Annotated in this window: 25 protein-coding genes; 7 read left to right on the top strand and 18 right to left on the bottom strand. The window is 70.6% G+C overall.

Translation table 11 applies throughout. The features are described from left to right. Nucleotides 1–36: 36 nt before the first annotated feature. Together OAW74_RS11660 and OAW74_RS11655 are read right to left on the bottom strand one after the other, a co-directional pair. On the bottom strand, nt 37–579 hold the full coding sequence (locus tag OAW74_RS11660; protein ID WP_262874555.1) for an NADPH-dependent FMN reductase: 543 nt from the start codon (nt 577–579) through the stop codon (nt 37–39). 37 nt (nt 580–616) lie between these two features. Beyond that, nucleotides 617–1195 (bottom strand): TetR/AcrR family transcriptional regulator, encoded by a 579-nt coding sequence (locus OAW74_RS11655; RefSeq protein ID WP_262874554.1) that lies wholly within the window; start codon nt 1193–1195, stop codon nt 617–619. Nucleotides 1196–1284: 89 nt separating this feature from the next. Between OAW74_RS11655 and OAW74_RS11650 the strand changes: the two genes are divergently transcribed. From OAW74_RS11650 to OAW74_RS11635, 4 genes are all read left to right on the top strand, one after another. Continuing rightward, nucleotides 1285–2118 (top strand): SDR family oxidoreductase, encoded by an 834-nt coding sequence (locus OAW74_RS11650; RefSeq protein ID WP_262874553.1) that lies wholly within the window; start codon nt 1285–1287, stop codon nt 2116–2118. Nucleotides 2119–2120: 2 nt separating this feature from the next. Further along, entirely contained in the window at nt 2121–3062 is a 942-nt protein-coding gene (locus tag OAW74_RS11645; protein ID WP_262874552.1) for an alpha/beta hydrolase, read from the top strand. 55 nt (nt 3063–3117) lie between these two features. Continuing rightward, complete coding sequence (locus OAW74_RS11640; RefSeq protein ID WP_262874551.1) at nt 3118–3876, top strand: IclR family transcriptional regulator; 759 nt, start codon at nt 3118–3120, stop codon at nt 3874–3876. A 115-nt stretch (nt 3877–3991) separates the two neighbouring features. Next, the gene (locus OAW74_RS11635; protein WP_262874550.1) at nt 3992–5176 is read left to right on the top strand and encodes a 4-hydroxybenzoate 3-monooxygenase; all 1185 of its coding nucleotides are present in this window, start codon (nt 3992–3994) and stop codon (nt 5174–5176) included. A gap of 221 nt (nt 5177–5397) precedes the next feature. On the opposite strand, the gene OAW74_RS11630 is transcribed toward OAW74_RS11635, so the two are convergent. Then, a complete protein-coding gene (locus OAW74_RS11630) occupies nt 5398–6237 on the bottom strand; it encodes a hypothetical protein (protein ID WP_262874549.1) in 840 nt (279 codons plus the stop codon). Further along, entirely contained in the window at nt 6234–7274 is a 1041-nt protein-coding gene (locus OAW74_RS11625) for a Gfo/Idh/MocA family protein (protein ID WP_262874548.1), read from the bottom strand. Before OAW74_RS11625 ends, OAW74_RS11630 begins: the two co-directional genes overlap by 4 nt. A 106-nt stretch (nt 7275–7380) precedes the next feature. Between OAW74_RS11625 and OAW74_RS11620 the strand changes: the two genes are divergently transcribed. The 3 genes from OAW74_RS11620 (at nt 7381) to OAW74_RS11610 (ending at nt 10115) form a co-directional block, all read left to right on the top strand. After that, entirely contained in the window at nt 7381–8646 is a 1266-nt protein-coding gene (locus OAW74_RS11620; protein ID WP_262874547.1) for an ROK family protein, read from the top strand. 63 nt (nt 8647–8709) lie between these two features. Beyond that, nucleotides 8710–9120 carry a C-glycoside deglycosidase beta subunit domain-containing protein gene (locus OAW74_RS11615; RefSeq protein WP_262874546.1) on the top strand — a complete coding sequence of 137 codons (411 nt, stop codon included), beginning with the start codon at nt 8710–8712 and terminating at the stop codon, nt 9118–9120. A gap of 14 nt (nt 9121–9134) precedes the next feature. After that, on the top strand, nt 9135–10115 hold the full coding sequence (locus OAW74_RS11610) for a restriction endonuclease subunit R (protein ID WP_262874545.1): 981 nt from the start codon (nt 9135–9137) through the stop codon (nt 10113–10115). Nucleotides 10116–10134: 19 nt separating this feature from the next. Here OAW74_RS11610 and OAW74_RS11605 read toward each other — a convergent pair whose 3' ends face one another. The 14 genes from OAW74_RS11605 to OAW74_RS11540 all read right to left on the bottom strand — a co-directional run bounded on the left by OAW74_RS11605 (nt 10135) and on the right by OAW74_RS11540 (nt 22958). Beyond that, complete coding sequence (locus OAW74_RS11605) at nt 10135–10998, bottom strand: ThuA domain-containing protein (RefSeq protein ID WP_262874544.1); 864 nt, start codon at nt 10996–10998, stop codon at nt 10135–10137. A 10-nt stretch (nt 10999–11008) separates the two neighbouring features. Next, on the bottom strand, nt 11009–12016 hold the full coding sequence (locus tag OAW74_RS11600) for a sugar phosphate isomerase/epimerase family protein (protein WP_262874543.1): 1008 nt from the start codon (nt 12014–12016) through the stop codon (nt 11009–11011). A 17-nt stretch (nt 12017–12033) separates the two neighbouring features. Continuing rightward, on the bottom strand, nt 12034–13194 hold the full coding sequence (locus OAW74_RS11595; RefSeq protein WP_262874948.1) for a Gfo/Idh/MocA family protein: 1161 nt from the start codon (nt 13192–13194) through the stop codon (nt 12034–12036). Between the two features lie 65 nt (nt 13195–13259). Continuing rightward, a complete protein-coding gene (locus OAW74_RS11590; RefSeq protein ID WP_262874542.1) occupies nt 13260–13676 on the bottom strand; it encodes a C-glycoside deglycosidase beta subunit domain-containing protein in 417 nt (138 codons plus the stop codon). A gap of 10 nt (nt 13677–13686) precedes the next feature. Further along, a complete protein-coding gene (locus tag OAW74_RS11585) occupies nt 13687–14469 on the bottom strand; it encodes a nuclear transport factor 2 family protein (RefSeq protein ID WP_262874541.1) in 783 nt (260 codons plus the stop codon). Between the two features lie 12 nt (nt 14470–14481). After that, nucleotides 14482–15534 (bottom strand): sugar phosphate isomerase/epimerase family protein, encoded by a 1053-nt coding sequence (locus OAW74_RS11580; protein WP_262874540.1) that lies wholly within the window; start codon nt 15532–15534, stop codon nt 14482–14484. Continuing rightward, nucleotides 15531–16637: a sugar phosphate isomerase/epimerase family protein gene (locus OAW74_RS11575; RefSeq protein ID WP_262874539.1), complete on the bottom strand. Its 1107-nt coding sequence runs from the start codon at nt 16635–16637 to the stop codon at nt 15531–15533. The genes OAW74_RS11580 and OAW74_RS11575 overlap by 4 nt, the downstream gene beginning before the upstream one ends. Then, on the bottom strand, nt 16634–17029 hold the full coding sequence (locus tag OAW74_RS11570; RefSeq protein WP_262874538.1) for a C-glycoside deglycosidase beta subunit domain-containing protein: 396 nt from the start codon (nt 17027–17029) through the stop codon (nt 16634–16636). Before OAW74_RS11570 ends, OAW74_RS11575 begins: the two co-directional genes overlap by 4 nt. Before the next feature lie 50 nt (nt 17030–17079). Then, nucleotides 17080–18600, bottom strand: a complete 1521-nt coding sequence (locus OAW74_RS11565; protein WP_262874537.1) for a GMC oxidoreductase — start codon at nt 18598–18600, stop codon at nt 17080–17082. Further along, nucleotides 18597–19391, bottom strand: coding sequence for a sugar phosphate isomerase/epimerase (locus tag OAW74_RS11560; RefSeq protein ID WP_262874536.1), 795 nt, complete (start codon nt 19389–19391; stop codon nt 18597–18599). Before OAW74_RS11560 ends, OAW74_RS11565 begins: the two co-directional genes overlap by 4 nt. Before the next feature lie 14 nt (nt 19392–19405). Further along, the gene (locus OAW74_RS11555) at nt 19406–19780 is read right to left on the bottom strand and encodes a nuclear transport factor 2 family protein (RefSeq protein ID WP_262874535.1); all 375 of its coding nucleotides are present in this window, start codon (nt 19778–19780) and stop codon (nt 19406–19408) included. Nucleotides 19781–19787: 7 nt separating this feature from the next. Continuing rightward, nucleotides 19788–20624: a carbohydrate ABC transporter permease gene (locus tag OAW74_RS11550; RefSeq protein WP_262874534.1), complete on the bottom strand. Its 837-nt coding sequence runs from the start codon at nt 20622–20624 to the stop codon at nt 19788–19790. Nucleotide 20625: 1 nt separating this feature from the next. Continuing rightward, the gene (locus OAW74_RS11545) at nt 20626–21585 is read right to left on the bottom strand and encodes a carbohydrate ABC transporter permease (protein ID WP_262874533.1); all 960 of its coding nucleotides are present in this window, start codon (nt 21583–21585) and stop codon (nt 20626–20628) included. Nucleotides 21586–21662: 77 nt separating this feature from the next. Continuing rightward, nucleotides 21663–22958: an ABC transporter substrate-binding protein gene (locus tag OAW74_RS11540; protein WP_262874532.1), complete on the bottom strand. Its 1296-nt coding sequence runs from the start codon at nt 22956–22958 to the stop codon at nt 21663–21665. Nucleotides 22959–23176 lie beyond the last annotated feature (218 nt).

The following is a 23176-nucleotide window of genomic DNA, read 5'->3' as shown; positions in this document are numbered from 1 at the left end:
GCTGCAGCATCCGCCGCCCGCGTGTCGCGCGAAACCTCAGTCAGCTGTGCCCAGGGCGAGCAGTTGGTCGAGGGCGGTGCGCAGGTCGTCGGGCTTGCGGTCGCCCGGCGTCACCTGCGCGCCGTCGAACTCGGTGAAGTTCGAGAGGGTCACCTGCGCGCGCACGCCGATCATCGAGAAGTTCGCGATGATCTGACGCCACTGCTCGACAGAGCGCACGCCGCCGACCGATCCGTACGAGACAAAGGCGACGGGCTTGCCCATCCACTCCGGCCCGAGCGAGTCGACGGCGTTCTTGAAGGCGCCGGGCACGCCGTGGTTGTACTCGGCGGTGACGAAGACGAAGCCGTCGCACGCGTCGATCGCCGCGCTCCAGCGGCGCACATTCGGCGAGTCGTACTGCCGGTTCGCCGCAGCCGGGTTGACGGATGCCGTCAGCAGCGGCACCTCGAACTCCTTGAGGTCGATCAGCTCGAACTCGGCGCCGCCGTTCTCGTCGGCGACGGCGTGCACCCATTCGCCGACGCTGCGGCCCTTCCTGCCCTCGCGGATGGACCCGATGACGATGCCGATCTTCATGACCTACTCCTTCGCTTCGCGGTGGGTCCAGTCAACCTCAGGATGGGGCGTCGAGGCCCGTCAGCAGCAGTCCGGTCAGCGCATCGGCGGCGTCGGGGGTCATCGGGGCCCCCGTGAGCACGCGGTAGAGCACCGTGCCGAACACGGCGTCGGCGGCGGAGTGGAGGCGCGGGTCGGTCGGGTCGGAAGCGCCGGCGGCGAGGCGCGTCACGAGTGCCTCGTGCCCCGGTGAGGTCAGCCGACGGTAGAGGGCATCGGCATCCGCTCCGCCGTCCGCGGCCGCAGCGGTGAGGGCCCGGATCACGGCCTGCTCCTCGGCGTCGCCGGCCGCAGCCACGAGCGCACGCGTCCATCCGCGGAGGTCGGCTCGCAGGTCGCCCGTGTCGACGATCGCCGGCCCGCCGAGGCTGATGCGCCCCTCGAGCACCGCCTCGGCCACGATCGAGGCCTTCGAGCCCCACCACCGGTAGATCGTCTGGCGTCCGACGCCGGCGCGGGTGGCGACCGCGTCGATCGTGAGGCGGTCGTAGCCGTCGGCCCGCAGCAGGTCGACGGCGGCGTCGAGCACCGCAAGCCGCGCCTGCTCGCTGCGCGGGCGACCGCGGCGCGCATTCATAGCGCGCCCATCGGTCCCGGGGGTAGAGTCAGCCATAACGAGACACAGTGTCTCATAACACCGTCTGCTTCAGAGGAGAAGTGATCACCATGGTGGATGACGTTCTGGTCATCATCGGCGTCGGCGGCATGGGTGAGGCCATCGCACGCCGCTCGGGCTCAGGCAGGAAGCTGCTGCTCGGCGACTTCAACGAAGAGCTGCTCGAGCGCGTGGCGGCATCCCTGTCGGGCGACGGCTTCGACGTCGAGACGGCGAAGGTCGACGTGTCGTCGCTCAAGTCGGTCACCGCCCTGGCCGACACGGCGGCAGCCCTCGGCCCCGTGCGCGGCGTCGTGCACACGGCGGGCCTCTCGCCCGCGCAGGCGCCCACCCCGGCGATCCTCAGCGTCGACCTGCTCGGCGTCGCGCACACCCTCGACGTGTTCGCACCCGTCATGGCGCCCGGCGGCGCGGGCGTCGTCATCGCCAGCATGGCCGGCACGATGGCGGCGATGCAGATGCCCGCTGAGCTCGAGGGCGCCCTCGCCTCCACGCCGACCGCGCAGCTGCTCGACCTGCCGTTCCTGCAGGGCGAGGCCGTGCCCAACCCGGGCGCCGCCTACAGCTTCGCCAAGCGCGCCAACCAGCTGCGCGTGCAGGCGGCGAGCCTGGAGTGGGGCCGTCACGGAGCGCGGGTCAACAGCATCAGCCCCGGCATCATCTCGACGCCCATGGGGCAGCAGGAGCTGGCGAGCGAGTCGGGCGCGCAGATGCGGCAGATGATCTCGGGCTCCGCCACGGGGCGCCTGGGCACCCCGGGCGACATCGCCGCGGCCGCCGCGTTCCTGCTCGGCCCCGACGCGACCTTCGTCACCGGCACCGACCTGCTCGTCGACGGCGGCGCCGTCGCGGGCGTGCGCGCCGCGATGGCGGCGGCGCGCTGAGCGTGACCTCCCGCCTGTCCGTCGGGGACCTGCACCCCGAGCTGCGCCGAACCTACCGCTGGTTTCCGACACCGCCGGTGACCCATGGCTGGCAGCGCCGACTCGCCCGCGCGGGCACCGGCATGATGCGCCCTCCGCAGCCGCCCGAGGGCGTCACGCGGGAGTTCGTCGCCCTCGGCGAAGGCTCCGGTGCGCACGTATTCCGACCCGCCGCACCCTCGGGCGCGGCCCTCCTGTGGATCCACGGCGGCGGCATGGTCATCGGCGCGGCAGCGCAGGATCACGCCCGCTGCGGTGAACTCGCGGCGGACCTCGGCCTCGTCGTGGTCTCGGCCGAGTACCGCCTCGCGCCCGAGCATCCGTATCCCGCGCCGCTCGACGACTGCCACTCGGCGTGGGAGTGGCTGCTCGCGCACGCCGCCGACCTCGGCGTCGCCCCATCCCGCATCGCGATCGGCGGCCAGAGCGCCGGCGGCGGACTCGCTGCGGGCCTCGTGCTGCGGGTGCACGACGAGGGCGGGGTGCAGCCGGCGGCGCAATGGCTGTTCTGCCCCATGCTCGACGACCGCACGGCGGCCGATCGCTCGCGAGACGGCATCCGCCACTTCCTGTGGAACAACCGGTCGAACCTCGCCGGGTGGAATGCCTACGTCGGGAAGGCGGGCGCCGCGAGGGTGCCGGCATACGCCGCGCCGAGCCGCCGCGACGACCTCGCGGGCCTGCCCGCCGCGTGGGTGGGCACCGGCGACGTCGAGCTGTTCTTCGACGAAGACCGGGCGTACGCCGAGCGCCTGCTGGCCGCCGGCGTCGACACGACGCTCGACGTCGTGCACGGCGGCCCGCACGCGTTCGAGTCGCTCGCGCCGGGCACCTCGGTGGCCCGCAAGTACAACGCACGGGCGCGGGCATGGCTGGCGGCAGCCCTCAAGGTGGCGGGCGCCTGACGCGACGAGGTGCCACAGCATCCCATTGAACGGGATGCTGTGGCACACTCGCCTCGTGGCGAACTCCCCGACCGGCGACTCGGTGACCGACCGGCTCGTGCGGGTGCTCGAGACGTTCACCCCGACGCGCACGGCGCAGACGACCGCCGAGATCGGCCGACGCGCGGGCCTGCCGAGCTCGTCGGCGCACCGCATCGTCGCCGAGCTCGTCGCCGCGGGCCTACTCGAGCGCGGCGAAGACGGCCGCGTCCGCATCGGGATGCGGCTGTGGGAGCTCGCGACGCGCTCGTCGCCCGCGCTGCGGCTGCGCCAGCTCGCGCTCCCGTTCATGGAGCGCGTGCAGCAGCGCGTGCGCGAGCACACGCAGCTGGCGATCCTCGAGCAGGACGAGGCGCTGTTCCTCGAGCGCCTCAGCGGCACGGCATCGGGCGCCAACGTCACCCGCGTCGCGGGGCGGCTGCCGCTCCACGCCTCGTCGTCGGGGCTGCTGCTGCTCGCCTTCGCCCCGCGCGAGCTGCAGGAGCGCGTACTGACCGGGCCGTTGGTCGCGTTGACCGCCGAGACCATCACCGACCCGCGGATGCTGCGCCGCAAACTCGACGAGGTGCGCACGCTCGGCCACGCCGTCGCCCCCGGCTCGATGGAAGCCGTCTCGACCGGAGTCGCCGTGCCGCTGCGCGACGAGACGGGCGCCGTCGTCGCCGCCCTCTCGGTCGTGCTGCCGCGCGAGGCCCCCACCGAGCCCGCGCTCCTCGAGCTCTACCGCGCCGCGCACGACATCGAGCGCGCCCTCTCCGGCGCCCGGCGGCTCTAGCCTCAGGTGTTCGCACCGCTCACCGTGCATCACTTCCCGTTCAACGGGCAAGACGGCGCAGCGGCGGAGCCGAACGGAGACAATCGGGGGCAGCATCCGTCGAAGGAGACACCGCATGACCCGCATCCGCACCCGCGTCGCCATCGTCGGCGCCGGCCCCGCCGGACTCTTCCTCTCGCACCTGCTGGCGGGCGCCGGCATCGAGTCGATCGTCATCGACAACCGCACCCGCGAGCAGATCGAGACCACGATCCGCGCCGGCATCCTCGAGCAGGGCACCGTCGAGGTGCTCGACTCGATCGGCGAACACAGTCGCGCGCGCACCGTCGGGCACCGCCACGACGGCATCGAGCTGCGGTTCGCGGGCGCCGGGCACCGCATCGACTTCCAGAAGCACGTCGGCCGCAGCGTCTGGCTCTACCCGCAGCACGAGGTGCTCAAAGACCTGCTCGCCGCCCGCACGGCGGCGGGGCAGGACATCCGCTTCGGCGTCACCGCCGACCACGTCGAGGGCGCCGACACCGCGACCCCCGTCGTGTTCGCGACCGATGCCGAGGGGCAGCCGCTCGAGATCGAGGCCGACTTCGTCGTCGGCGCCGACGGCTCGCGCTCGGTCGTGCGCGCCGCCGTGACCGGGTCGTCGACCGGCGGATACTTCCGCGAGTACCCGTTCGCGTGGTTCGGCATCCTGTGCGAGGCCCCGCCGAGCGCGGACGAGCTGATCTACAGCAACTCCCCCGACGGCTTCGCCCTCATCTCGCAGCGCAGCGACACCGTGCAGCGCATGTACTTCCAGTGCGATCCCGAGGCCGACCCCGCCGCGCTCAGCGAGGAGCAGCTGTGGGAAGAGCTGCAGAAGCGCGTGCCCGGCACGACCCTCAAAGAGGGGCACATCTTCCAGCGCGACATCCTGCGGTTCCGCAGCTTCGTCGCGCACGAGCTGCGCCATGGCCGGGCGGCTCTCGTGGGGGATGCTGCGCACACCGTGCCGCCGACCGGCGCGAAGGGCATGAACCTGGCCATCGCCGACGTGCTCGTGCTGAACAAGGCGCTGCAGGCGCTGCTGCTCGAGGGCGACGAGCGGCTGCTCGACGAGTACGCCGAGGTCGCTTCGCAGCGCATCTGGAAGGCGCAGCACTTCTCGTGGTGGATGACGAGCATGTTGCACGTCGCGCCCGATGCCAGCGACTTCGACCGTCGTCGTCAGCTCGGCGAGCTGCGCACCGTCGTGGAGTCGGAGGCCGGCCAGACCTACCTCGCCGAGGCCTACACCGGGTGGCCGCTGGCCGTCGGGCTGTAGCCTCCGCTCCTCTTCGCCTCTGACCGTCGGCACCTCTGCCCCTTGCCCATCTGCCCCTTGCCCATGTGGCACACCTGTGGGGCTCGGAGCCCTTCGAGGGCCTCATGTGTGCCACATGGCGCACCTCGCTCGGCGGCCCCTTTCTGCCAGGTGTGCCACATGGCGGGGTCGAGCCCGCTCGAGGGCCTCATGTGCGCCACATGGCGCGCGACTCGCGAGGGTCAGCGCAGCAGGGCGAGCGGGTGCAGGTCGTGCCGCAGCCCCGCGAGGTCGGCCAGGTCCATGTCGGGAGCCGAGCCCTGCTCGGCGGCGGTGATCGCGCGGCGCAGGGCGAGCCTCGCGCTCGTCTCCCGCCGCGCGGGCAGCACGAGCCGCCCGCTCCTGGTCGACACCGACACCTGGGAGCGCCGAGCCGCCGCATCGAGGTCGACCTCGATGCGCGTCGTGCCGTAGGCACCCGCACTCAGCCGCCAGCCCGCGTCGGCGCCCGCGAGCACGGTCACCGTCAGCGTCGCGGCGATCCGCTCCCGCTCCGTCTCGAGCAGCACGGCGCCGCCGCGGCCCGAGATCTCGCCGGCGGAGACGACGAGCGCATCGCCGGCGAGAACGCGCAGCCATCCGACCGCATCGGCCACGACTCCCGCCAGGTCGGCCTCCGCCGCGCACACGTGCGCCGCGAGCATGAGTCCCGCGCCCCGCACCCGCGCACCTCCCGCGGCCTCGGCCACCGCATCCGCCCGCACCCCCGGCACCCCGGCGCCCCGCACCGCCGCGACATCGGCAGCGAGGTCGGCGCGCAGCCCTGGACGCTCCAGCACGACCGGCACCGCGCCCGCACCGTGCACGAGCGCGGCCATCCACTCGTCCGCCTCGGCCACGGGCGAGTCCACGACCACCGCCCGCGCGCCGGCCGCGACCGCCTGCTCGGCCCGCGCGGTCCAGCCCGGCGTGCCGTCGACCACCACTACGGCACCCTCAGGCTCGCTCGCCGCCCGCGCCGACAACGGCAGCTCCGCGATCGCCTCGCGGTAGCGCGACTGCGCGGCGAGCACCCCGATCATGACCGGCCCTGCGCAAGGAGAGCGGATGCGGCATCCGCGAGGTCGATCGCGAACTGCGCGTCGGCGAGCAGCTCGTCGTATTCCACGGCGTCGGCGCCGTCGAGAAGAGCGACCAGCGCCCGCCATTCGGCGACGTAGCCGTCTTCGCCCTCGCTGGAATACTCCGTCACCCTCCCGTCGGGCGTGCGCACCCGCACGCGCGCCGTGCCGTCGTGCACGAAGGCCGGGCGGAAGTCGAGCTGCACGAGATCGCGCGACGTGCCGACCTGCATCCGCCAGAGCGCCTCCGGGCCGTCGGGAAGCATCACGGCCGAGAGGGTCACGGTCACCCCCGAGGCGACGAAGCCGACCGCGTAGCCGATCGGCGGCACGGGGCGCGCGAACACGACGCGTTCGAAGGCCGGCGCCAGATCGCGCACCAGCGGCAGGTCGTGGATGCCGAGCCCGAGCAGCAGCTGACGCACGACGGCCGCGGCGACGGCGGCGTCGCTCCAGTCGGGGGCAGGCCGGGCAGGCGGCGCCGAGGTGGAGGTGAACTCGGTCACCAGCTCATGCAGTGGACCGTTCGGCGGCAGGGCGACCGTGATCGCGATCGAGCGCACGTCGTCGCCCCCGGCCATGATGTGATGCCGGGCCCTCCCCCAGGCTTCGTCGAAGAGATGGTTGGTCCCCACGATCAGCGCCGTGCCGGCAGCGCGGCAGGCCTCGATCACCTCGGCCGCCTCGGCGTGATCGAGGGCGAGCGGCTTCTCACAGAACACCGCACGCTTTCCGGCCGCGACGGAGGCCCGCACGTGCTCGGCGTGCGTGTGCGGCGGCCCGCAGACGGCAACGACCTCGACGGCCGGGTCGGCGAGCAGCTCGGCTGCGCCGGCGGACGCGCGGGCGCCGCTGCGCGCGGCGAGCCCGGCCGCCCGGCCGCTGCCGTCGTCGGAGATGTGCACCACCTCGAGCCGGTCGCCGACGCGCGCGATCGTCGGCAGGTGCAGGGCGGCCACGCCCGGACCCGCTCCGATGACCCCGACTCCGTGCCTCATCGCACCCTCCGAACTTTTGACCAAAGCATACATAAGCGACGAACCAGGGAACCATAGTTTGCGTCTAATGACGTCTCGATTCGACATACTTGTGTCAGAATCAAGCATGGCCAGTGAGTCGACCCTGCGCTTCGGCGCCCAGACCGACGAAGTGACGAGCCTGCTGCGCATCGTCAACATGGTGCGCACCGGCGAAGCGAGCACCCGCCCCGAGATCGGCCGGGTCACGGGTCTGGGCCGCGGGGTCATCACGCAGCGCGTCGACCGCGCCATCGAGATGGGGTTTCTCGAAGACGGCGAGTTCGGCCCGTCGTCGGGAGGCCGCGCCCCGCGCACGCTGCGCTTCCGCGCGGAGCAGGCCCGCATCGTGATCTGCGCATTCGGCGCGCTGCACATCAACGTGGGCATCGCCGACCTCGACGGCGACGTGCTCGATCACGCGCACTCCGCATGGGACATCGCCCGCGGCCCTGCCGACACCCTCGACCACGCGCTCGGCATGATCGACGAGCTGCTCGCCCGCAATCCCGACAAGCCGGTGTGGGCGGTCGCCGTCGGCGTGCCGGGCCCCGTCGACTTCGAGACGGGCCGCCCCGTCGCCCCGCCGATCATGCCGGGGTGGAACGGCTTCGAGGTGCGCCGCCGGTTCGAGCAGCGCTTCGACGCCCCGGTCTGGGTCGACAACGACGTGAACCTCCTCGCGCTCGGCGAGCGCGCCCGCCGCCACGACGAGAACGCCGACCTCATCTACTGCAAGGTCGGCTCAGGCATCGGCGCGGGCCTGCTCTCGCAGGGGCGCATCCACCGCGGCGCGAACGGTGCGGCCGGCGACATCGGGCACGTGCGCGTGCGCGACTCCGACGCGCAGTGCCGCTGCGGAAAGATCGGATGCCTCGAGGCCGTGGCCGGAGGCTGGGCGCTGGTGCGCGACGCCGAGGCCGCCGTCGCCGCGGGCGCCGCCGGCACGCTCGCCCGCCGCCACGAGCAGGGCGACGCGCTGACCCCCGAGGTCATCGCGCGCGCCGCCGAAGACGGAGACGCACTGGCGATCACCCTCGTGCAGCAGTCGGCCCGCGTCGTGGGCGAGGCGATCGCGACGATGGTCAACATGTTCAACCCCGGGCTCATCGTCATCGGCGGGGCCGTCGCCGCAGCCGGTGAGCTCTTTCTCGCCGAGATCCGCCAGCGCGTCTACGAGCTGTCGCTGCCGCTGGCCACGCGCGACCTCAGCATCGTCAACTCCGTCGACGACGTGCGCGAGCCGCTGCGCGGCGGCGCCGAACTCGCCCGAGAAGAGCTGTTCGAACGCACCTTCCCTCGGTGGTTCGCCGACGGCCGGCCGACGGTCGACGGGGTCACGTCGGCCGCATGACACTTCTTCCATAATTCGACATAAGCCGGTATCTTCGGATCTAAAGACCCGAAGGACGGCGCTGTGCTCGAGATCCTGCGCGACGACGCGCTCACCTCCACGTCCGACGGCTTCGCGCTCCGACTCTCGCTGCCGTGGATCCGCTCGCTCCCCCTCGCGAGCCTCGACGGACTCGCCGTGACGATCGACGGGGTGCAGATCGACCGGATGCAGGCGGCGCTCGGCACCCGCCGCGTCGCCGTGTCAGACCTCGAAGCCGAACCGGGGTGGTGGTTCGTTCAAGACCGCCTGGTCGTGCACGGCACGACGGCGCTCGCACCGGGGCGCCATGCGGTGACCGTGTCGTTCCGCCTCGTCATCCCCTACCTGTCGGCAGGGCCCGATGCGCCACTGGCCCTCCCCTTCCACGCCGCACGCGAGCTCGATCTCGACGCTGCCGCATCCGTTCCGTCCGTCTCGCGCGACGTCGCCTGAACCTGGAGCCCGCCATGCCCGCCGAATGGACCCTCACCGCCAGCGCCTTCAACTGGACGCCCGACGTCATCCGCGCACACCGCGGCTCGACCGAGATCGCCGCCGGCGTCGTCTCGGCCGGCATCGCGCCGGTGATCGAGGTGGAGCTCGGCCAGTTGTGGCGCTCGTTCCCCGTCCCCTCCGACGCCGAGGTCGACCACTTCCGCGAACAGCTCACGAACGCGGGCGGCCGCGTGAGCATCGTCGGCGCGAGCATCGACGACTGGCGCGACGCCACGCACCGGCGCACCGAGAGCGAGCGGCTCGCGTTCCTGCTCCCCCAGGTGCGCGCGGCGCACCGACTCGGTGCCGACGGCATCCGCCTGCCGATCGGCCAGGCAGGCCCCGAGCTCACCGCTCGGCTGCTGCCGATCCTCCACGAACTCGAGGTCACCCTCTACGAGGAGGTGCAGGGCCAGCAGTCGCCCACCTCGCCGCACGCGGCCGACTACGCCGCGGTCGCCGCCCTCGACGACCCGCGCGTGCGCCTGCTCGTCGACATCAGCATGCTCATGCCGGCGCTGCCGATCACCTACCTCGATGCCCTCGCCGCGGGCGGCGTGCCCGCTGCGCTGATCGCCGAACTCGCCGAGCAGTGGCGCGCGCCCGAGACCCTGGAGGCCGTCGTCGGCCTGCTGCGGGCAGGCGCAGTGCCCGGCCCCGTGCACACGCTCTTCATGAACCTGCTGGTGCGCTTCGGGCGATCGGATGCTGCCGACCTCGCCGGCATCGCGCCGCTGGTCGGCGGGGTGCATCTGAAGTTCTGGGACCTCGACGACCGCGACGGCCGCATCTCCCGGCCGATCGCGGAGTTCGGCGAGCTGCTGCGGGCCGCCGGCTACGCCGGCACCCTCACGAGCGAATGGGGTGGCCACGAATGGCTCGACGACGACCCCGCCGAGATGACCCGCGCGCACCTCGCGCTGGCGCAGGCCGCGCTGGGGCGTCGCAGGTGACGCCCCAGCGCAGTGCCCGTCAGCCCTCGTGGTTGTAGTAGGGCCAGGGCAGGAAGCGCCGCTCGCCGCGGCGGTCCGGGCCCTCGAGCGACACCTCGCCGGTGGCGGCCCACTCCACCCCGCGCGGGAACATGCGGATGAACTCGATGCGCCGGAACGTGTCGATGTCGTGGCCGATCGTGATGGTGAACGAGCGGCCGGCGCCGTACTCGTTGATCCAGGCGATGGGCTGATCGGTGTTCATGCCGGGGAGGGCCGCGATGCCCTCGGGCGGGATGTCGACGGGATAGTGCGACATGGGCCAGACCGGCGCCCGCTCGTACGACTCGAGGTCGTCGAAGGTCGTCAGCAGCACCCGCGCCCCGTCGTAGATCTCGACGCCGGTGAGGATGTCGTCGCCGGTGACGGTCCACCTGGCGCTGATCCCCTCGGTGATCGCGTGCCGCGGCTCGACCGTGTCGAGCTGCGCCTCTCCCCACGGCCGGGGGCGCAGGCCGGTCTCGAACGCGCTGAGCTTGGCCCCGCGCATCACGTTGTACTCCTCGGGGTAGCCCCAGGAGTCCTCCTGCGCGGCCGAGCCGTGGAACCACACGATGCCCTTGCCGTCGCCGTGCACGAATTTCAGCAGCGCCGCGTCGGTCTCGGCGCCGAAGCCGACCGCCTTGTCGTGATAGCCGTCGCGGCCCTCGAACACGACGATAACGACGTCGTACTTGTCGATGATCTCGGCGCCCAGGCCCCGGGGGTCTTCGACGACGCGCACGCGGAAGCGCCCGGTGTCTTCGAGCAGCGTCGTCAGCCACTGGTTGTGCTGACGGAAGCTGCGGAACTCGTTGTCGTGCTCGCGGGTCATGTGCCCCGACAGGATCAGCACGTTCAGCACGCCCGCCACCTCACTCGGCCTTGGTCGAGAAGGCCGCGTCGAAGGCGGCGGCGGGCGGGGTGATGGCGTTGAGCCTGCGCACGAAGGCGAGCGCCTCGGGGGCGCCCTGCAGCCGGTCCATGCCGGCGTCCTCCCACTCCACCGAGGTGGGCCCGTCGTAGCCGATCGCGTTCAGCGCGCGGAACAGCGGCTCCCACGGCACCTGCCCGTGCGCAGTCGACACGAAAGTCCACCCGCGGCGGGGGTTGGCCCACGGCAGGTGCGACCCGAGCACGCCGTTGCGCCCGTCGAGGTTCGTGACCGACTCCTTCACGTGCACGTGGAAGATGTGGTCGGCGAAATCGAGCACGAACGCCACCGGGTCCAGCTGCTGCCACTTGAAGTGCGAGGGGTCGAAGTTGATGCCGAACGACGGCCGGTGCCCGATGGCATCCAGCGTCGCCTTCGCCGTCCAGTAGTCGTAGGCGATCTCCGACGGGTGCACCTCGAGCGCGAACCGCACCCCGACCTCTTCGAACACGTCGAGAATCGGGTGCCAGCGGTCGGCGAAGTCCCGATAGCCCGCCGCGATCCACTCATCGCTGGCCGGCGGGAACATCGCCACGGCCTTCCAGATCGACGACCCCGTGAAGCCTGTGACCGTGGTCACCCCCAGCGCAGCGGCGAACCGCGCCGTCATCTTGAGCTCTTCGGAGGCACGCTGCCGCACACCCTCCGGGTCGCCGTCGCCCCACACTCGGTCGTTCAGGATGTCGCGATGACGCTCGTCGATCGGGTCGTCGCACACCGCCTGCCCCGCCAGGTGGTTCGAGATCGTCCACACCTTCAGCCCGTTGCGCTCGAGGATGTCGCGGCGCGACTGCACATACGCCTCGTCGTCCCACCGTGACACGTCGATGTGATCGCCCCAGCACGCGATCTCGAGGCCGTCATAGCCCCACTCGCCGGCGAGCCTGGCCACCTCCTCGAACGGCAGGTCGGCCCACTGGCCCGTGAACAGCGTGATCGGTCGTGCCATCGTCGTTCTCTCCTGATCTATGCGGATGCCGGCTGGTGCGCCTCGATGCGCACCCACCGCGAGTCGTCTGCCGCGCTCTGCTCGACGGCGTCGAGCACGCGCTGCACCGCCAGCCCCTCGGCGAACGACGGATGCGGGGCGGTGCCGCCCGCGATCGCCTCGACGAGGTCTTTGGCCTGGTGCACGAACCCATGCTCGTACCCCAGCACGTGCCCGGCCGGCCACCACGCGGCGACGTACGGGTGCGCGGACTCGGTGACGAGGATGCGGGTGAACCCCTGCAGCTCAGCGGGGGCCGTGCGGTCGTAGAACTGCAGCGTGTTGAGGTCTTCGAGCTCGAACCGCAGAGCTCCCTTGTCGCCCGAGACCTCGATCGCGAGCGCGTTCTTGCGTCCCGTCGCGAAGCGGGTGGCCTCGAACGAGACGAGTGCGCCGCCGTCCAGGCGCCCGGTGAACAGCGCGACGTCGTCCACGGTCACCTCGCCGTAGCCCTCGGCGGCCGTGCCCGACAGCCCAGAGCCGGCGCCCAGCAGCGGGCGCTGGGTGACGATCGTCTCGACCGTGCCCGAGACGGCGGCGACCGACTGCCCCGTCACGAACTGCGTCATGTCGATGATGTGGGCGCCGATGTCGCCCAGGGCCCCGGAGCCGGCGTGCTCCTTCTGCAGGCGCCAGGCCAGCGGCGTCTCGGGGTCGACGAGCCAGTCCTGCCGGTACGACGCGCGCACCTCCTGCACGCGGCCGACCTTGCCCGCCGCGATGAGGTCGCGCAGCAGCGTGACGGCGGGCACGCGACGGTAGGTGAAGCCCACCATGGCGCGCACACCGTCGTCGGCCGCGGCGGCAGCATCCGCCATCGCCTCCGCCTCGGCGACGGTGTTGGCCAGCGGCTTCTCGACGAGCACGTGCTTGCCGGCCTGGAGCGCTGCGATCGCGATCTCGGCGTGCGAGTCGCCCGGAGTCACGATGTCGACGATGTCGATGTCGTCGCGCGCGATGACCTCGCGCCAGTCGGAGGCCGACTCCGCCCAGCCCCAGCGGCGCGCGGCCGTGGCGACGGCGTCGGCGTTGCGCCCCACGACCACCGCCATCTCGACGTCGACCGGCAGATCGAACATCCGCGGCGCCTGGCGCCACCCGACCGAGTGGGCGGCGCCCATGAAGCCGTAGCCGATCATGGCGACCCGCAGGGGCCGCCCTTCGACAGGCTCAGGGACCACGACAGGCTCAGGGACCTGGCCGGTCATGTCAGCACCAGCTCGCGCTCGACCGGCACGCGGTTCGTCACGTAGCGACCGGGGCCGCCGTCGGCGCCCGGCATGATCTGCATGTAGAGCAGCCGCATCGTCAGCACGACCTCGACGGTGAGCTTCTCGCCCGCCTCGGGCGCACGCCCCAGGTCGATGACGACCTCGGGCTTGTCGGCGACGAACCAGAGGGTCTCGGACTGCTCCGGGAGCTCCTCGATGCGGTACTCGCGCCCCTGGAGCACGAAGCGCAGGCGATCGGTCGGGATCTCGACGCCGTTGACGGATGCGGCGACGCCGTCGACCGCCGAGAGCCAGAGGCTGCGATACCAGGGCAGCTGCACCGCGACGGCGATGCCGCTGTCGGTGCGGCGCACATCCTTCTCGGAGAAGAGGGAGTTGTGGGTGGCCATGGCCGGCTCCTTACGCGAAGGTGTCGTCGAACGTGTCGTGCGCGACCGGCGGCACGGGCTCGAGCTTCTGGATCGTCGTCGGGCTGTAGGGGTGGTTGGTGCTGGGCACCGGCTCGTCGGCGGGCGGCATGAAGACCGGCTTGCCGTCGTCGCCGAAGTACATGAGGTCGAGGTCGAACGCGCCCTGGTTCTTCAGTCCGAAGCTCACCCAGTTCTCCTCGAAGGGGGCTCGCGCCAGCTCGTAGCAGCGGAACTTCCAGAACTTCCATTCGCCGTCCTGCTTGAGGAAGTCGACGGCGTACTTGCACCACACCCAGTGCGCCCAGACCTTCTTGCCGAGCACCTCGTCGGGCGAGTACATGTCGGGGAAGCCCTTGGCGACCTCGGGGTCGGTGAGGCCCGACTCGCTGCCGGCGATCGTGAAGACGCCCTTGGCCGTCTGTCCGTCCGCGGCGACCTCGATGACGGGGCTCGTCGTGTAGTGCAGGATGAGCTTTCCCTCGGGGGTGGGACGGTCGCGGTGGTAGCGGGTCACGCTCTCCCACGTCGTGTACTGACCGGCGTTGGTGTAGCGCGCCCGGATGCCGGGGGTGCCCTCCTTCACCCAGAGCGGGATGATCTGCTCGTCCTGGAAGGCGTTGTGCAGATACATGTAGCGGTTGAAGAGGTTCTCGACCTGTCCGCGGTCTTCGGCGCGCTGTGCGAGTGCCCTGGCTCCGGCGACTTCGTCGCGCAGACGCGCGATCTCGGCGGCGAGGTCTTCGACAGTGGATGCGACGACGGTGTCTGACATGCTGCTCCTTGCTCAGACCGTGGCGGATGCCGCGGCGACGGTGTCTTCGATGGCACGGCGCATGAGCGCGTGCTGCTTCTTCACGAGGTCGATGGGGTCGGCCTCGCCGAGATCCTGGAAGGCGTGCCCCTCCCACTCGCTGGAGAGGAAGCCGCGATAGCCCCCCTCGACGAACTGCCGCACGATGCGCGGGATGTCCATCGCGGGCTCGTCGCCGTTCGCGTCGATGTCGTAGAACTTCGCGTGCACGTGGAAGATCTGCGGCATGATGTCGAGCCACTCCTCCGGCGGCACGAGCCCGTGCATGTTGAACGCCAGGCGCGTAAACGGCCCGAACCGCAGGAAGTCGACGCCTTCGCCCGAGAGGTAGTCCTCGAACTTCTGGTTGCGCACGTGCATGGGCTCCGGCTCGTGCCAGATCTCGTCCATCACCGGGAAGTGCTTCGGGTCCATGCCCATCTTCTGCAGCTGCGCGAGCAGCGTCGGCGAGAGCGAGTGCATCGTCGACGAGAAGTCGGCGGTGAACCCGAGCCGGTCGCTGCCGAGTTCGTCGTAGAGTTCGCGGATGCCGACGACCTTGGGGTCGTTCGGCCCCTGCGGCGCGTGGATCTCGTAGCCCAGGCGCTGGTCGTACTTCTCGGCGAGTGGCAGCAGGCTGCGCAGCAGCTCGCGGCCCGCCGAGCGGATCACGATCCTCTTGAAGCCGAGCGTGTGCGCCGTCTTCAGCTGGCGGGCCAGGAAGTCGTGCTCCTCGTCGGGGGTCATGTCGCGGTCCTTGCGCCGCCCCATGTCGAGGTTGGTGCCCACCGCGCTCGGCTCGAGCCCGTACTTCTCGAGCGAATCGAACCAGAGCCTCGTGAACTCGGCATCCACGTCGGGGTAGGTGCGCAGCAGCTGCGCGATGTTGAACTCGACGCCGGGGCCGATGCCGTGCTCGGCGACCGCCGCGATGAGGGTCTCGGGCGTGTAGAGCCCCGCCGCGAACTCGCTCGTCATCGAGTAGAGGGTCGTGCCCAGCTCGATGCCGGTGCCGGCGATGCCGCCGTGGTCGTTCGAGACGCTCATGCCGTCACCCCCTGCGCCGAGGCGTGCCAGGCCGCGATGGCCGAGCGGGCCTCGGCCGCGTCGGTGATCATGCGGGAGCCGGCCGCGAGGGCCGCGGAGCGCTGCACCGCCTGCTCGTCGCGGATGATCTCGAAGGGCGACTGCCAGTGGTTCCAGTGCCAGCCCTCGTACTCGCTCGAGATGGCGCCGGAGTAGCCGTTGTCGACCAGCAGCGTCACGAGGTCGCGCACCGGCACCGAGGGCTCTTCGTGCTGTTCGTCGATGCCGAAGAACTTGCCGTGCACGTGGCGGATCCACGGCATGATCTCGAGCCAGTCGTCGACCCGGGCGGGGCCGAACAGCCCCGTGCCGTTGATGCCGAAGTCGATGCCGAACTGCGGCTGGCCGTGCTGGGCGGCCAGCCCGATGAACCGGCCGAAGCGCTGCCCGTGGTCCGCCTGATCGGCGGGGGGTCCCGCCTTGTAGAACTCGTCCCACAGGGCGACGACGGCGGCCAGCAGCTCTTCGGAGGCACCGCGGCGACGGTAGGCCTCGATCAGCGACGGCGCGAAGCCGGTGACGGTGGCGCCCCAGTCCATCGTGAAGCCGAGCAGGGGCGAGCCGACCTTCTCGTAGCGGTCGCGCAGCGCGACGATCCGGGGGTGGCTCGCGTACTGGTCGGCGTGCACCTCGAGGGCCAGGGTCACCCCGTAGCGCTCGGCGACCGGCACCAGCTGCTCCATCGAGTCGGGCGTGAGCGAGATCTGCACGCGCGCCACGGGGAACCCGAGGGTCGCGGCCGCTTCGATCTGGCGACGCATGTACTCGATCAGCTCGTCCTGGTTCAGCAGGCGATCGCGGTGGATGCCGATGTCGGCGTTGATGGCGAGCGAGGTCTGCACGAGGCCCACCTCGGCGACGAGGTCGCGGAACCAGCCGGCGAACGCGTCGTCGATCTGCGGGAAGCCCCGAAGGCTCGAGAAGCCGATGACCTCCAGGCCCGGCCCGTAGCCCTCGGCGGCCACCTTGCGGATGAGCCCCTCGAGGTCGTACTCGCGGCCGTGGAAGGCCCGCGTGAAGCTGTAGAGCGTGACACCCTGCACGGGCGTGCCGAGGCGCGTCATGCCGCCACCGCCGTCATGGTCTTGGAGTCGTGCTCCTCGATGTGCAGCACTTCGTTCTCTCCGATGACGATGTAGGGGATGTAGAGGGTGAGGTCGACGTCGACCGTGTGCTCGGCGCCTTCGCCCACGGGCACCTCGCCCGAGAGCACGGCCGAGTCGAGCGGGAACCACCACTGCTCGGTGTCGTCGACCATCTCGGCGAAGGTGAACTCCCTGCCGTTGAGCTGCCAGCGCACGCTCTCTGCCGGGGCGGTGCGACCGTCGATGGTCAGCGTCGCTCCCGCGATGCACGATGCCGGCAGGGCGCGATACCAGGGGATGCGCACTTCGACGGATGCTCGCGCGCCGTCGGTTCTGAGCGTGCCCTGCTCGATGATGCGATCGGGGATCATCGGGTCCTCCTTGACTGCTTTGTCACTGTTTCTACACTCTAATGTCTTTTTCAGACAGAAGTCAATCGATCGGCGATGACTCGTGCCCCCCGCACCGCGAGGGCGACCGAGGTCACGGTCGGGTTGCAGCCGGTCGGGGTCGGGATCACGCCGTTGCCGGCGACGAAGACCCCTGGGGCCGCCCACACCTCGCTGTCGGCGTCGCAGACGCTCGTGCCGTCGTCGACGGCGCCCATCCTGGTCGTGCCCTGGTAGTGCAGCGACGCACCGAGAGGCAGCGTGAACGGCGCATCGTCGAGGGGCTCGCCGATCGCACGGCCGAGCCGCACGATCTCTTCGCGCGCGCGGCCCAGCACCTCGTGATCGCGCTCGGTGAGGCGGTAGTGGATGCGAAGCGCGGGCATGCCGTAGCCGTCGAGCTCATCGCCGTCGAACTCGACCCGGTCGTGCTCCTGCAGGTCTTTGATGCAGAACAACCCGAGCCCCACGATGGAGCCTGGGACGACCGGATCGTCGTCGGCGAGCGGGATGGGCGACGCGTCGAGCTGCATGACCTGCCCGTGGAAGGGCTTGTCGTCGGTGTAGGGCACCCACGTCACACCGCTGTATTCGCTCAGGCCCGCCTGCGGCGCCCCGCTGCCGGCGCCGGACGGCGCAGCATCCGTGATGCGCGTCGCGAACACGACCTGCGTCTGATCGTTGAGGTAGCGCCCGAGGGCCGCGGGGCGGATGCCCGAGGCCCACAGCAGCTGCGGCGAGCGCAGCGCGTCGGCGGCGACCACGACGAATCGCGCGTGCACCGTCGAGGTCTCGCCCGACCGCAGGTCGCGCACCTCGACGCCCGCGGCACGTCGGTCGTCGAGCAGCACGCGCGTCACGAGCGACTCGTCGTGCAGCGCGAACGCGGGGCTCGACCGCGTGACGTCTCCGAGCACGACGTCGGAGCCCGACCACACGAGCCGCCCGTCGGGTCGGCGGTGCACGGCCAGCGGCATGCGCTGCACACGCGCGGCGGGCTCGCGCCCGTCGTCGACGGCGGCGGCCAGGCGCTCGCGCACGAGGTCGCCGAACGGCGTCGCGTCGAAGGCGTCGGTCGTGACGCCCAGCAGCCGGTCGCCTTCGGCGAGCAGTTCGTCGAGATCGGGGAGGAACGCGATGCGCTCGGCGCCGCCCGGCCGCGGGCAGGCCCCCGTCCAGTGCGCGGCCATGCCGCCGACGTTGCTCGACATGGCCGCGACCGGCAGACCGTCCTCCCCCGGCAGCGCGTAGCCGTCGTCGAGCAGGTACGTGCCCGGGCGGGCCCGGCGCTGACCGCTCTTGACGGCGCCCGGGGAGTTCACGGTCTCGCCGTGCTCGCCCGGCCCCTCCGAACGGCGCTGCGCGAGCGCGCGCTCGTGCGGGTCGGCGATGTTCTTGACGTGCGCGCCGGCGGGATCGGACACCGTGGGCCCGACCTCGAACATCGCGATGCGGGCGTGCGGGGCGCGCTCGGTGAGGATGCGGGCGTAGGCGGCGCCGGTGGGACCGCTGCCCACGATCGCGACGTCGACCTCTGCCGGGTAGCGGCTCATGCGCGTGCCGCGACTTCGCGGATGAGGGCGACGGATGCTGCCGACTCCTGCGTCGGGTAGTACTCCAGCCCGATCGGGCCGCCGTAGCCTGCCGCGCGCAGGATGCCGAGGCGCTCGGCCCAGTCGAGCGACCCCGACCCGGGCTCGCCGCGGCCTGGTGCGTCTGCGAGCTGCACGTAGCGGATGAGCTCGCCGCCGTTCGCGAGCTCGGCGGCCATGTCCTCCCCCTCGACGGCGGAGTGGTAGATGTCGTAGAGCACCCCGAAGAAGGGCGAGTCGACGCCGCGCGCGACGTAGACGGCCTCGCTCGTGCGATCCAGCAGCGACCCGGGATGGTCGACCCGCACGTTGACCGGTTCGAGCACGAGTGTGATCTCGGAACCGGCGATCTGAGCGGAAGCCTTGCGGTAGATCTCCACCAGCTCGTCGAGCTGGGTCTGGCGCTTGCTGCCGCCGAAGCCGGTGCCGCTGCCGACGACGATGCGGGGGCACCCCAGGTCGTGCGCGATCGCGACGCCCTCGTCGAGCTTGCGGTAGAACTCGGAGTGGTCGCGCGGCGGGATCATGAACTGCGTGCGCGGCTCGCTGAGCTGGGCGGTCAGCTGCGTGCCGGTCTCTTCGAGGGCGGCCTTCAGCGCGGGCAGGTCCTTCGGCTTCGCGGGGGCGCCGACGCCGGTCGGACCCCACATCTCCACGGCGGTGAAGCCCGCCGCCGCCGCCGCGCGCACGCGGTCGTGGTAGTCGCCGGCTTCGGTGAAGAGCAGTTCGATATTGGGGGCGAGCTGATACATCTGGAGGTCTTTCTCTAGAACATCGGGTGGTCGTGGGCGGCATGCACGGGGACCTGCTGCAGCACGTCCCAGTGCTCGACGATCCGGCCGTCCTCGAATCGATAGATGTCGGCGACCGCGGCGTCGGGGGCGCCGGGCCGCGAGGCTCTCACGTGCACCATCGCCAGGTCGCCGTCGACGATGATCCGCTGGATCTCGAATCGGGCGTCGGGGCTGCCGTCGAACTTCGGCGTCAGCATCTCGATCGCCGCAGCCGGCCCGTCGACGATGGTCGGGTTGTGCTGGCGGTAGTCGTCGGCGACGAGGAAGGCGAAGGCCTCGGCTACGCGCTTGCGGGTGTAGAACAGCTCGCAGAACCGCTCGAAGGCGGCCCGGTTGTCGGCGACCATGGCATCGTCAGCCCTTCAGCCCGCCGGCGAAGCCCTGGATGAACCGCTTCTGGGCGAACAGGTAGAAGGCCAGGATCGGGATCATCGAGACGATCACGATCGCGAAGATCTTGTTCCACGACGAGACGAGCGACCCGATGTAGTAGTACATCGCCACCGGCAGGGTCTGGTTCGCCGAGCCCCCGAGGAAGATCAGCGACGTGAAGAAGTCGTTCCAGACGATGAGGCCCGCGAGGATCGCCACGGTGCCGGTGGCCGGCGACATGAGCGGCAGCACGATGCGGAAGAAGGTCTGCGTGCGGGAGGCGCCGTCGATCGTGGCCGCCTCTTCGTACTCGGTGCCCAGCCCCCGGAAGAAGCCGGCGTAGAGGAAGATCGACAGCGGCAGCAGCATCCCCGTGTAGAGCACGATCATGCCCCACACCGACCCGGTGAGCCCGATGGTGCGGGCCCCGATGTACAGCGGCACGGTGCCCAGCTGCGTCGGCAGCACGATCGCGATGAGGAACAGGTAGTACACGGCCCTGCTCCACCGACGGGTGCTGCGGGCGATGACGTAGCCGGTGAGCGACCCGAGCAGCACGAGCAGCGCGATGGCGCCCGCCGTGATGAGGATGCTGTTGACCAGGCCCAGCACGACATTGGAGTTGCCCTGCGCCGTGAGCACCTCGAGGAAGTTCGAGAAGTCCAGCGAGGTGGGCAGGGCCAGGTTGGAGCTGGTGAGCACCTCTTCGTCGGATTTCAGCGCTGTCGTAACGAGGAAGTAGAACGGCGCGAGGAAGACGATGGCGAGCAGCCAGAAGCCGACCTCGCGCAGAGCCGTGAGCTTGGTGTAGCGGAACATGTCACGCCTCCTCGGTGCGGGGGTTGGCCACCCGCTGCTGGATGATCGCGAAGACCAGGATGATGACGGTCAGCAGCAGCGCGAGGGCGGCGCCGTAGCCGAAGTTGCCGAGGGCGAACGACTCCTTGTAGACCTGCGTGGCCAGCGTCTCGGTGGCACCGGCTGGCCCGCCGCCGGTGAGCGCCATGATCTGGTCGAACACCCGCAGGCCGTTGACGAGGCCGAGCGTCGTGGCGATCGCGACGGCGGGGCGGATCGACGGGAGGGTCACGTGCCAGAAGCGCTGCCACAGGTTCGCGCCGTCGATCGCGGCGGCCTCTTCGATCTCGACCGGCACGGCGGCGAGGCCCGCCATGTAGATCACCATGGCGAACCCGGTGTTCTGCCACACGATGACGATGAGGATGGTCCAGATCGCCCACGTCGGATCGGCGACCCATGCTTTCGCGAACTCGTCGAGGCCGATCGCCCGCAGGAACACGTTGATCGGGCCGTTGAAGTCGAAGATGAACTTCCACACGTACGAGACGGCGAGCGGGCTCAGCACGACCGGCATGAAGAACAGCACGCGCAGCACGTAGCGTGACTTGAGTCCGCGGTTCAGGCCCAGGGCGAGGGCGAGACCCGCGATGTTGCTGAGGATCACCGAGGCGAAGGCGAGGAACAGCGTGTTGCCGAGCGCCCCGATCTGGGTGGGGTCGGCGAAGATCTTGGTGAAGTTCTCGAGCCCGATCCACTCGAACGTGCCGATGCCCGACCAGTTCGTGAAGGCGAAGAAGCCGCCGATCGAGGTCGCCACGTAGTGGATGGCGATCACCAGCACGATGCCGGGCAGCGCCCACCACCAGTAGCCGAACTTCAGGAGCCCCGGTCGGCGAGGAGTGGCGTCTCGGCGGCGTCCCCGGCCTGAGCGCTTGGGGACGACGACCGCCTCGGTCTCTGAGTACATGGTCGCGGTCATGGTGTCCTCGTGTCCGTACGTCGTCGTCGGTCAGACGACCGCCCGGGCGGGGTGGCCCGCCCGGGCGATCGGATGGGTCAAGCGTCCCAGGCCGCATCCATGTCGGCCAGCACCTGGTCGATGGTCTTCTGACCCGTCAGCAGACCCTGCACACCGACCTGCAGCGCCTCGTACACCGAGGGGTTCGGCCAGATGTTGTTCGGCAGCGGCGTGTAGGAGCCCTCGGCCAGCAGATCGACCACCGGCGCGTAGATCGTGTCGCTCAGATCCATGTCCTTGTAGGCGGAGATGGGAAGCTCTCCGGAGAGCTCGTGGTAGCGCTGCTGCGCCTCGTCGGAGGCCATCCACTCGAGGAAGTCGGCGGCGGCGTCCTTCGCCTTCGAGGCCGCGTTGATCGACAGCGTGTAGTTGGAGCTGGCCAGGATGTACTCCTTGCCGCCGTCTGCCGGCGGGAAGGGCTCGACCTGGAAGTTCGCCTCGGCGGGCGCGGCCTTGGCGATCTCGATCGCCGAACCCGACGGGATGAAGCTGCCCACAGAGGTGCCCTGCGACAGGCCGTTGGTGATCGCGTCGAAGCCACCGCCCTCGGCTCCGTCCTGGAAGCATCCGCCGTCGTTGAGGTCGATGATCGTCTGCAGCGTGTCTTTCCAGCCCTGCGAGTCGGCGAAGGTCACCGTGCCGTCCGCGCGCTGCTGGTTCCAGTCGGGGGTCTGCGCGTAGACGCGCGTCGCCGAGATGGCCTGGGCCGTGAGGCCGGCGTTGGGCCCCGCCGCGCCGGCGAGCACCAGAAGCGACTTGCCGTCGGCGGCGAGCTGGTCGCACGCCGCGTAGAAGTCGGACTCGGTCGTCGGGAACTCGTCGATGCCGTTCATGTTCAGCGTGCCGATGCTGGCGACGATCGAGCCGATCGTGAAGTCGAGGGGCTGGCCGTAGACCTTGCCGTCGATCTCGAAGATCGACTCGCTGCCCGATGGGACGAGCGAGGCGGCCGTTTCGCCGAGGGGCTCGAGGAAGCCCGCCTCGGCGAGCGGGATGATGCCGCGCGCGTCGCCGGAGCCCGGCGTGGTCTGGATGACGTCGGAGGCGTTGCCCGCCTGCAGCTGCGTGCGGATCGTCTCGCCGTACTTGTCGTTGGGCGTGGGGTTGACGGTGATGGTGACGTCGGGGTTCGCGTCCATGTACTCGTTGGCGAGCGTCTCGTAGGGGCTCTCGAGGTCGTTCGACGTCGCGAACGTGAACGTGAACGACTGCGAGCCTCCGTCGGAGGAATCCGGTGTGCTCGAGCCCGAGCAGCCTGCGAGGATGAGGGCACCCGCGGCCGTCACGGCGAGGACGCCGGTGCGGACGATGCGGGAGCGGCGGTGCTGTGTCATGTCCAGCCTTTCTGACTTCGTTGTCGGCGACTCGTTCGGTCGAGCCCACCTGCTGTGTGACCAGTATCGCGGAGATGTGCCGGAATTGCACATAAGTTCTGTCAATATGCGGCATAAGCCGCGGATGCCGTGATTCCGCGGAATCCTCATCGCCACAGACGATGTGCCCTGCGGAGCACATAGACGTCATCGATAGACTCGTGCTCCACCCACCCGAA

It is taken from the genome of Microbacterium fluvii (assembly GCF_025515205.1).
Classification (GTDB): Bacteria; Actinomycetota; Actinomycetes; order Actinomycetales; family Microbacteriaceae; genus Microbacterium; species Microbacterium fluvii.
The sequence above is the reverse complement of the archived record's forward strand: the minus strand, read 5'-3'. Positions and strand labels throughout refer to the sequence as shown.

What these genes read in the sequence shown, in the direction of transcription:
- OAW74_RS11660 (WP_262874555.1), bottom strand. Translation starts at nt 579, where the DNA reads ATGAAGATCGGCATCGTCATCGGGTCCATCCGCGAGGGCAGGAAGGGC.
- OAW74_RS11655 (WP_262874554.1), bottom strand. Translation starts at nt 1,195, where the DNA reads ATGAATGCGCGCCGCGGTCGCCCGCGCAGCGAGCAGGCGCGGCTTGCG.
- OAW74_RS11650 (WP_262874553.1), top strand. Translation starts at nt 1,285, where the DNA reads ATGGTGGATGACGTTCTGGTCATCATCGGCGTCGGCGGCATGGGTGAG.
- OAW74_RS11635 (WP_262874550.1), top strand. Translation starts at nt 3,992, where the DNA reads ATGACCCGCATCCGCACCCGCGTCGCCATCGTCGGCGCCGGCCCCGCC.
- OAW74_RS11630 (WP_262874549.1), bottom strand. Translation starts at nt 6,237, where the DNA reads ATGATCGGGGTGCTCGCCGCGCAGTCGCGCTACCGCGAGGCGATCGCG.
- OAW74_RS11625 (WP_262874548.1), bottom strand. Translation starts at nt 7,274, where the DNA reads ATGAGGCACGGAGTCGGGGTCATCGGAGCGGGTCCGGGCGTGGCCGCC.
- OAW74_RS11620 (WP_262874547.1), top strand. Translation starts at nt 7,381, where the DNA reads ATGGCCAGTGAGTCGACCCTGCGCTTCGGCGCCCAGACCGACGAAGTG.
- OAW74_RS11610 (WP_262874545.1), top strand. Translation starts at nt 9,135, where the DNA reads ATGCCCGCCGAATGGACCCTCACCGCCAGCGCCTTCAACTGGACGCCC.
- OAW74_RS11600 (WP_262874543.1), bottom strand. Translation starts at nt 12,016, where the DNA reads ATGGCACGACCGATCACGCTGTTCACGGGCCAGTGGGCCGACCTGCCG.
- OAW74_RS11595 (WP_262874948.1), bottom strand. Translation starts at nt 13,194, where the DNA reads ATGATCGGCTACGGCTTCATGGGCGCCGCCCACTCGGTCGGGTGGCGC.
- OAW74_RS11590 (WP_262874542.1), bottom strand. Translation starts at nt 13,676, where the DNA reads ATGGCCACCCACAACTCCCTCTTCTCCGAGAAGGATGTGCGCCGCACC.
- OAW74_RS11585 (WP_262874541.1), bottom strand. Translation starts at nt 14,469, where the DNA reads ATGTCAGACACCGTCGTCGCATCCACTGTCGAAGACCTCGCCGCCGAG.
- OAW74_RS11580 (WP_262874540.1), bottom strand. Translation starts at nt 15,534, where the DNA reads ATGAGCGTCTCGAACGACCACGGCGGCATCGCCGGCACCGGCATCGAG.
- OAW74_RS11575 (WP_262874539.1), bottom strand. Translation starts at nt 16,637, where the DNA reads ATGACGCGCCTCGGCACGCCCGTGCAGGGTGTCACGCTCTACAGCTTC.
- OAW74_RS11570 (WP_262874538.1), bottom strand. Translation starts at nt 17,029, where the DNA reads ATGATCCCCGATCGCATCATCGAGCAGGGCACGCTCAGAACCGACGGC.
- OAW74_RS11565 (WP_262874537.1), bottom strand. Translation starts at nt 18,600, where the DNA reads ATGAGCCGCTACCCGGCAGAGGTCGACGTCGCGATCGTGGGCAGCGGT.
- OAW74_RS11560 (WP_262874536.1), bottom strand. Translation starts at nt 19,391, where the DNA reads ATGTATCAGCTCGCCCCCAATATCGAACTGCTCTTCACCGAAGCCGGC.
- OAW74_RS11555 (WP_262874535.1), bottom strand. Translation starts at nt 19,780, where the DNA reads ATGGTCGCCGACAACCGGGCCGCCTTCGAGCGGTTCTGCGAGCTGTTC.
- OAW74_RS11550 (WP_262874534.1), bottom strand. Translation starts at nt 20,624, where the DNA reads ATGTTCCGCTACACCAAGCTCACGGCTCTGCGCGAGGTCGGCTTCTGG.
- OAW74_RS11545 (WP_262874533.1), bottom strand. Translation starts at nt 21,585, where the DNA reads ATGACCGCGACCATGTACTCAGAGACCGAGGCGGTCGTCGTCCCCAAG.
- OAW74_RS11540 (WP_262874532.1), bottom strand. Translation starts at nt 22,958, where the DNA reads ATGACACAGCACCGCCGCTCCCGCATCGTCCGCACCGGCGTCCTCGCC.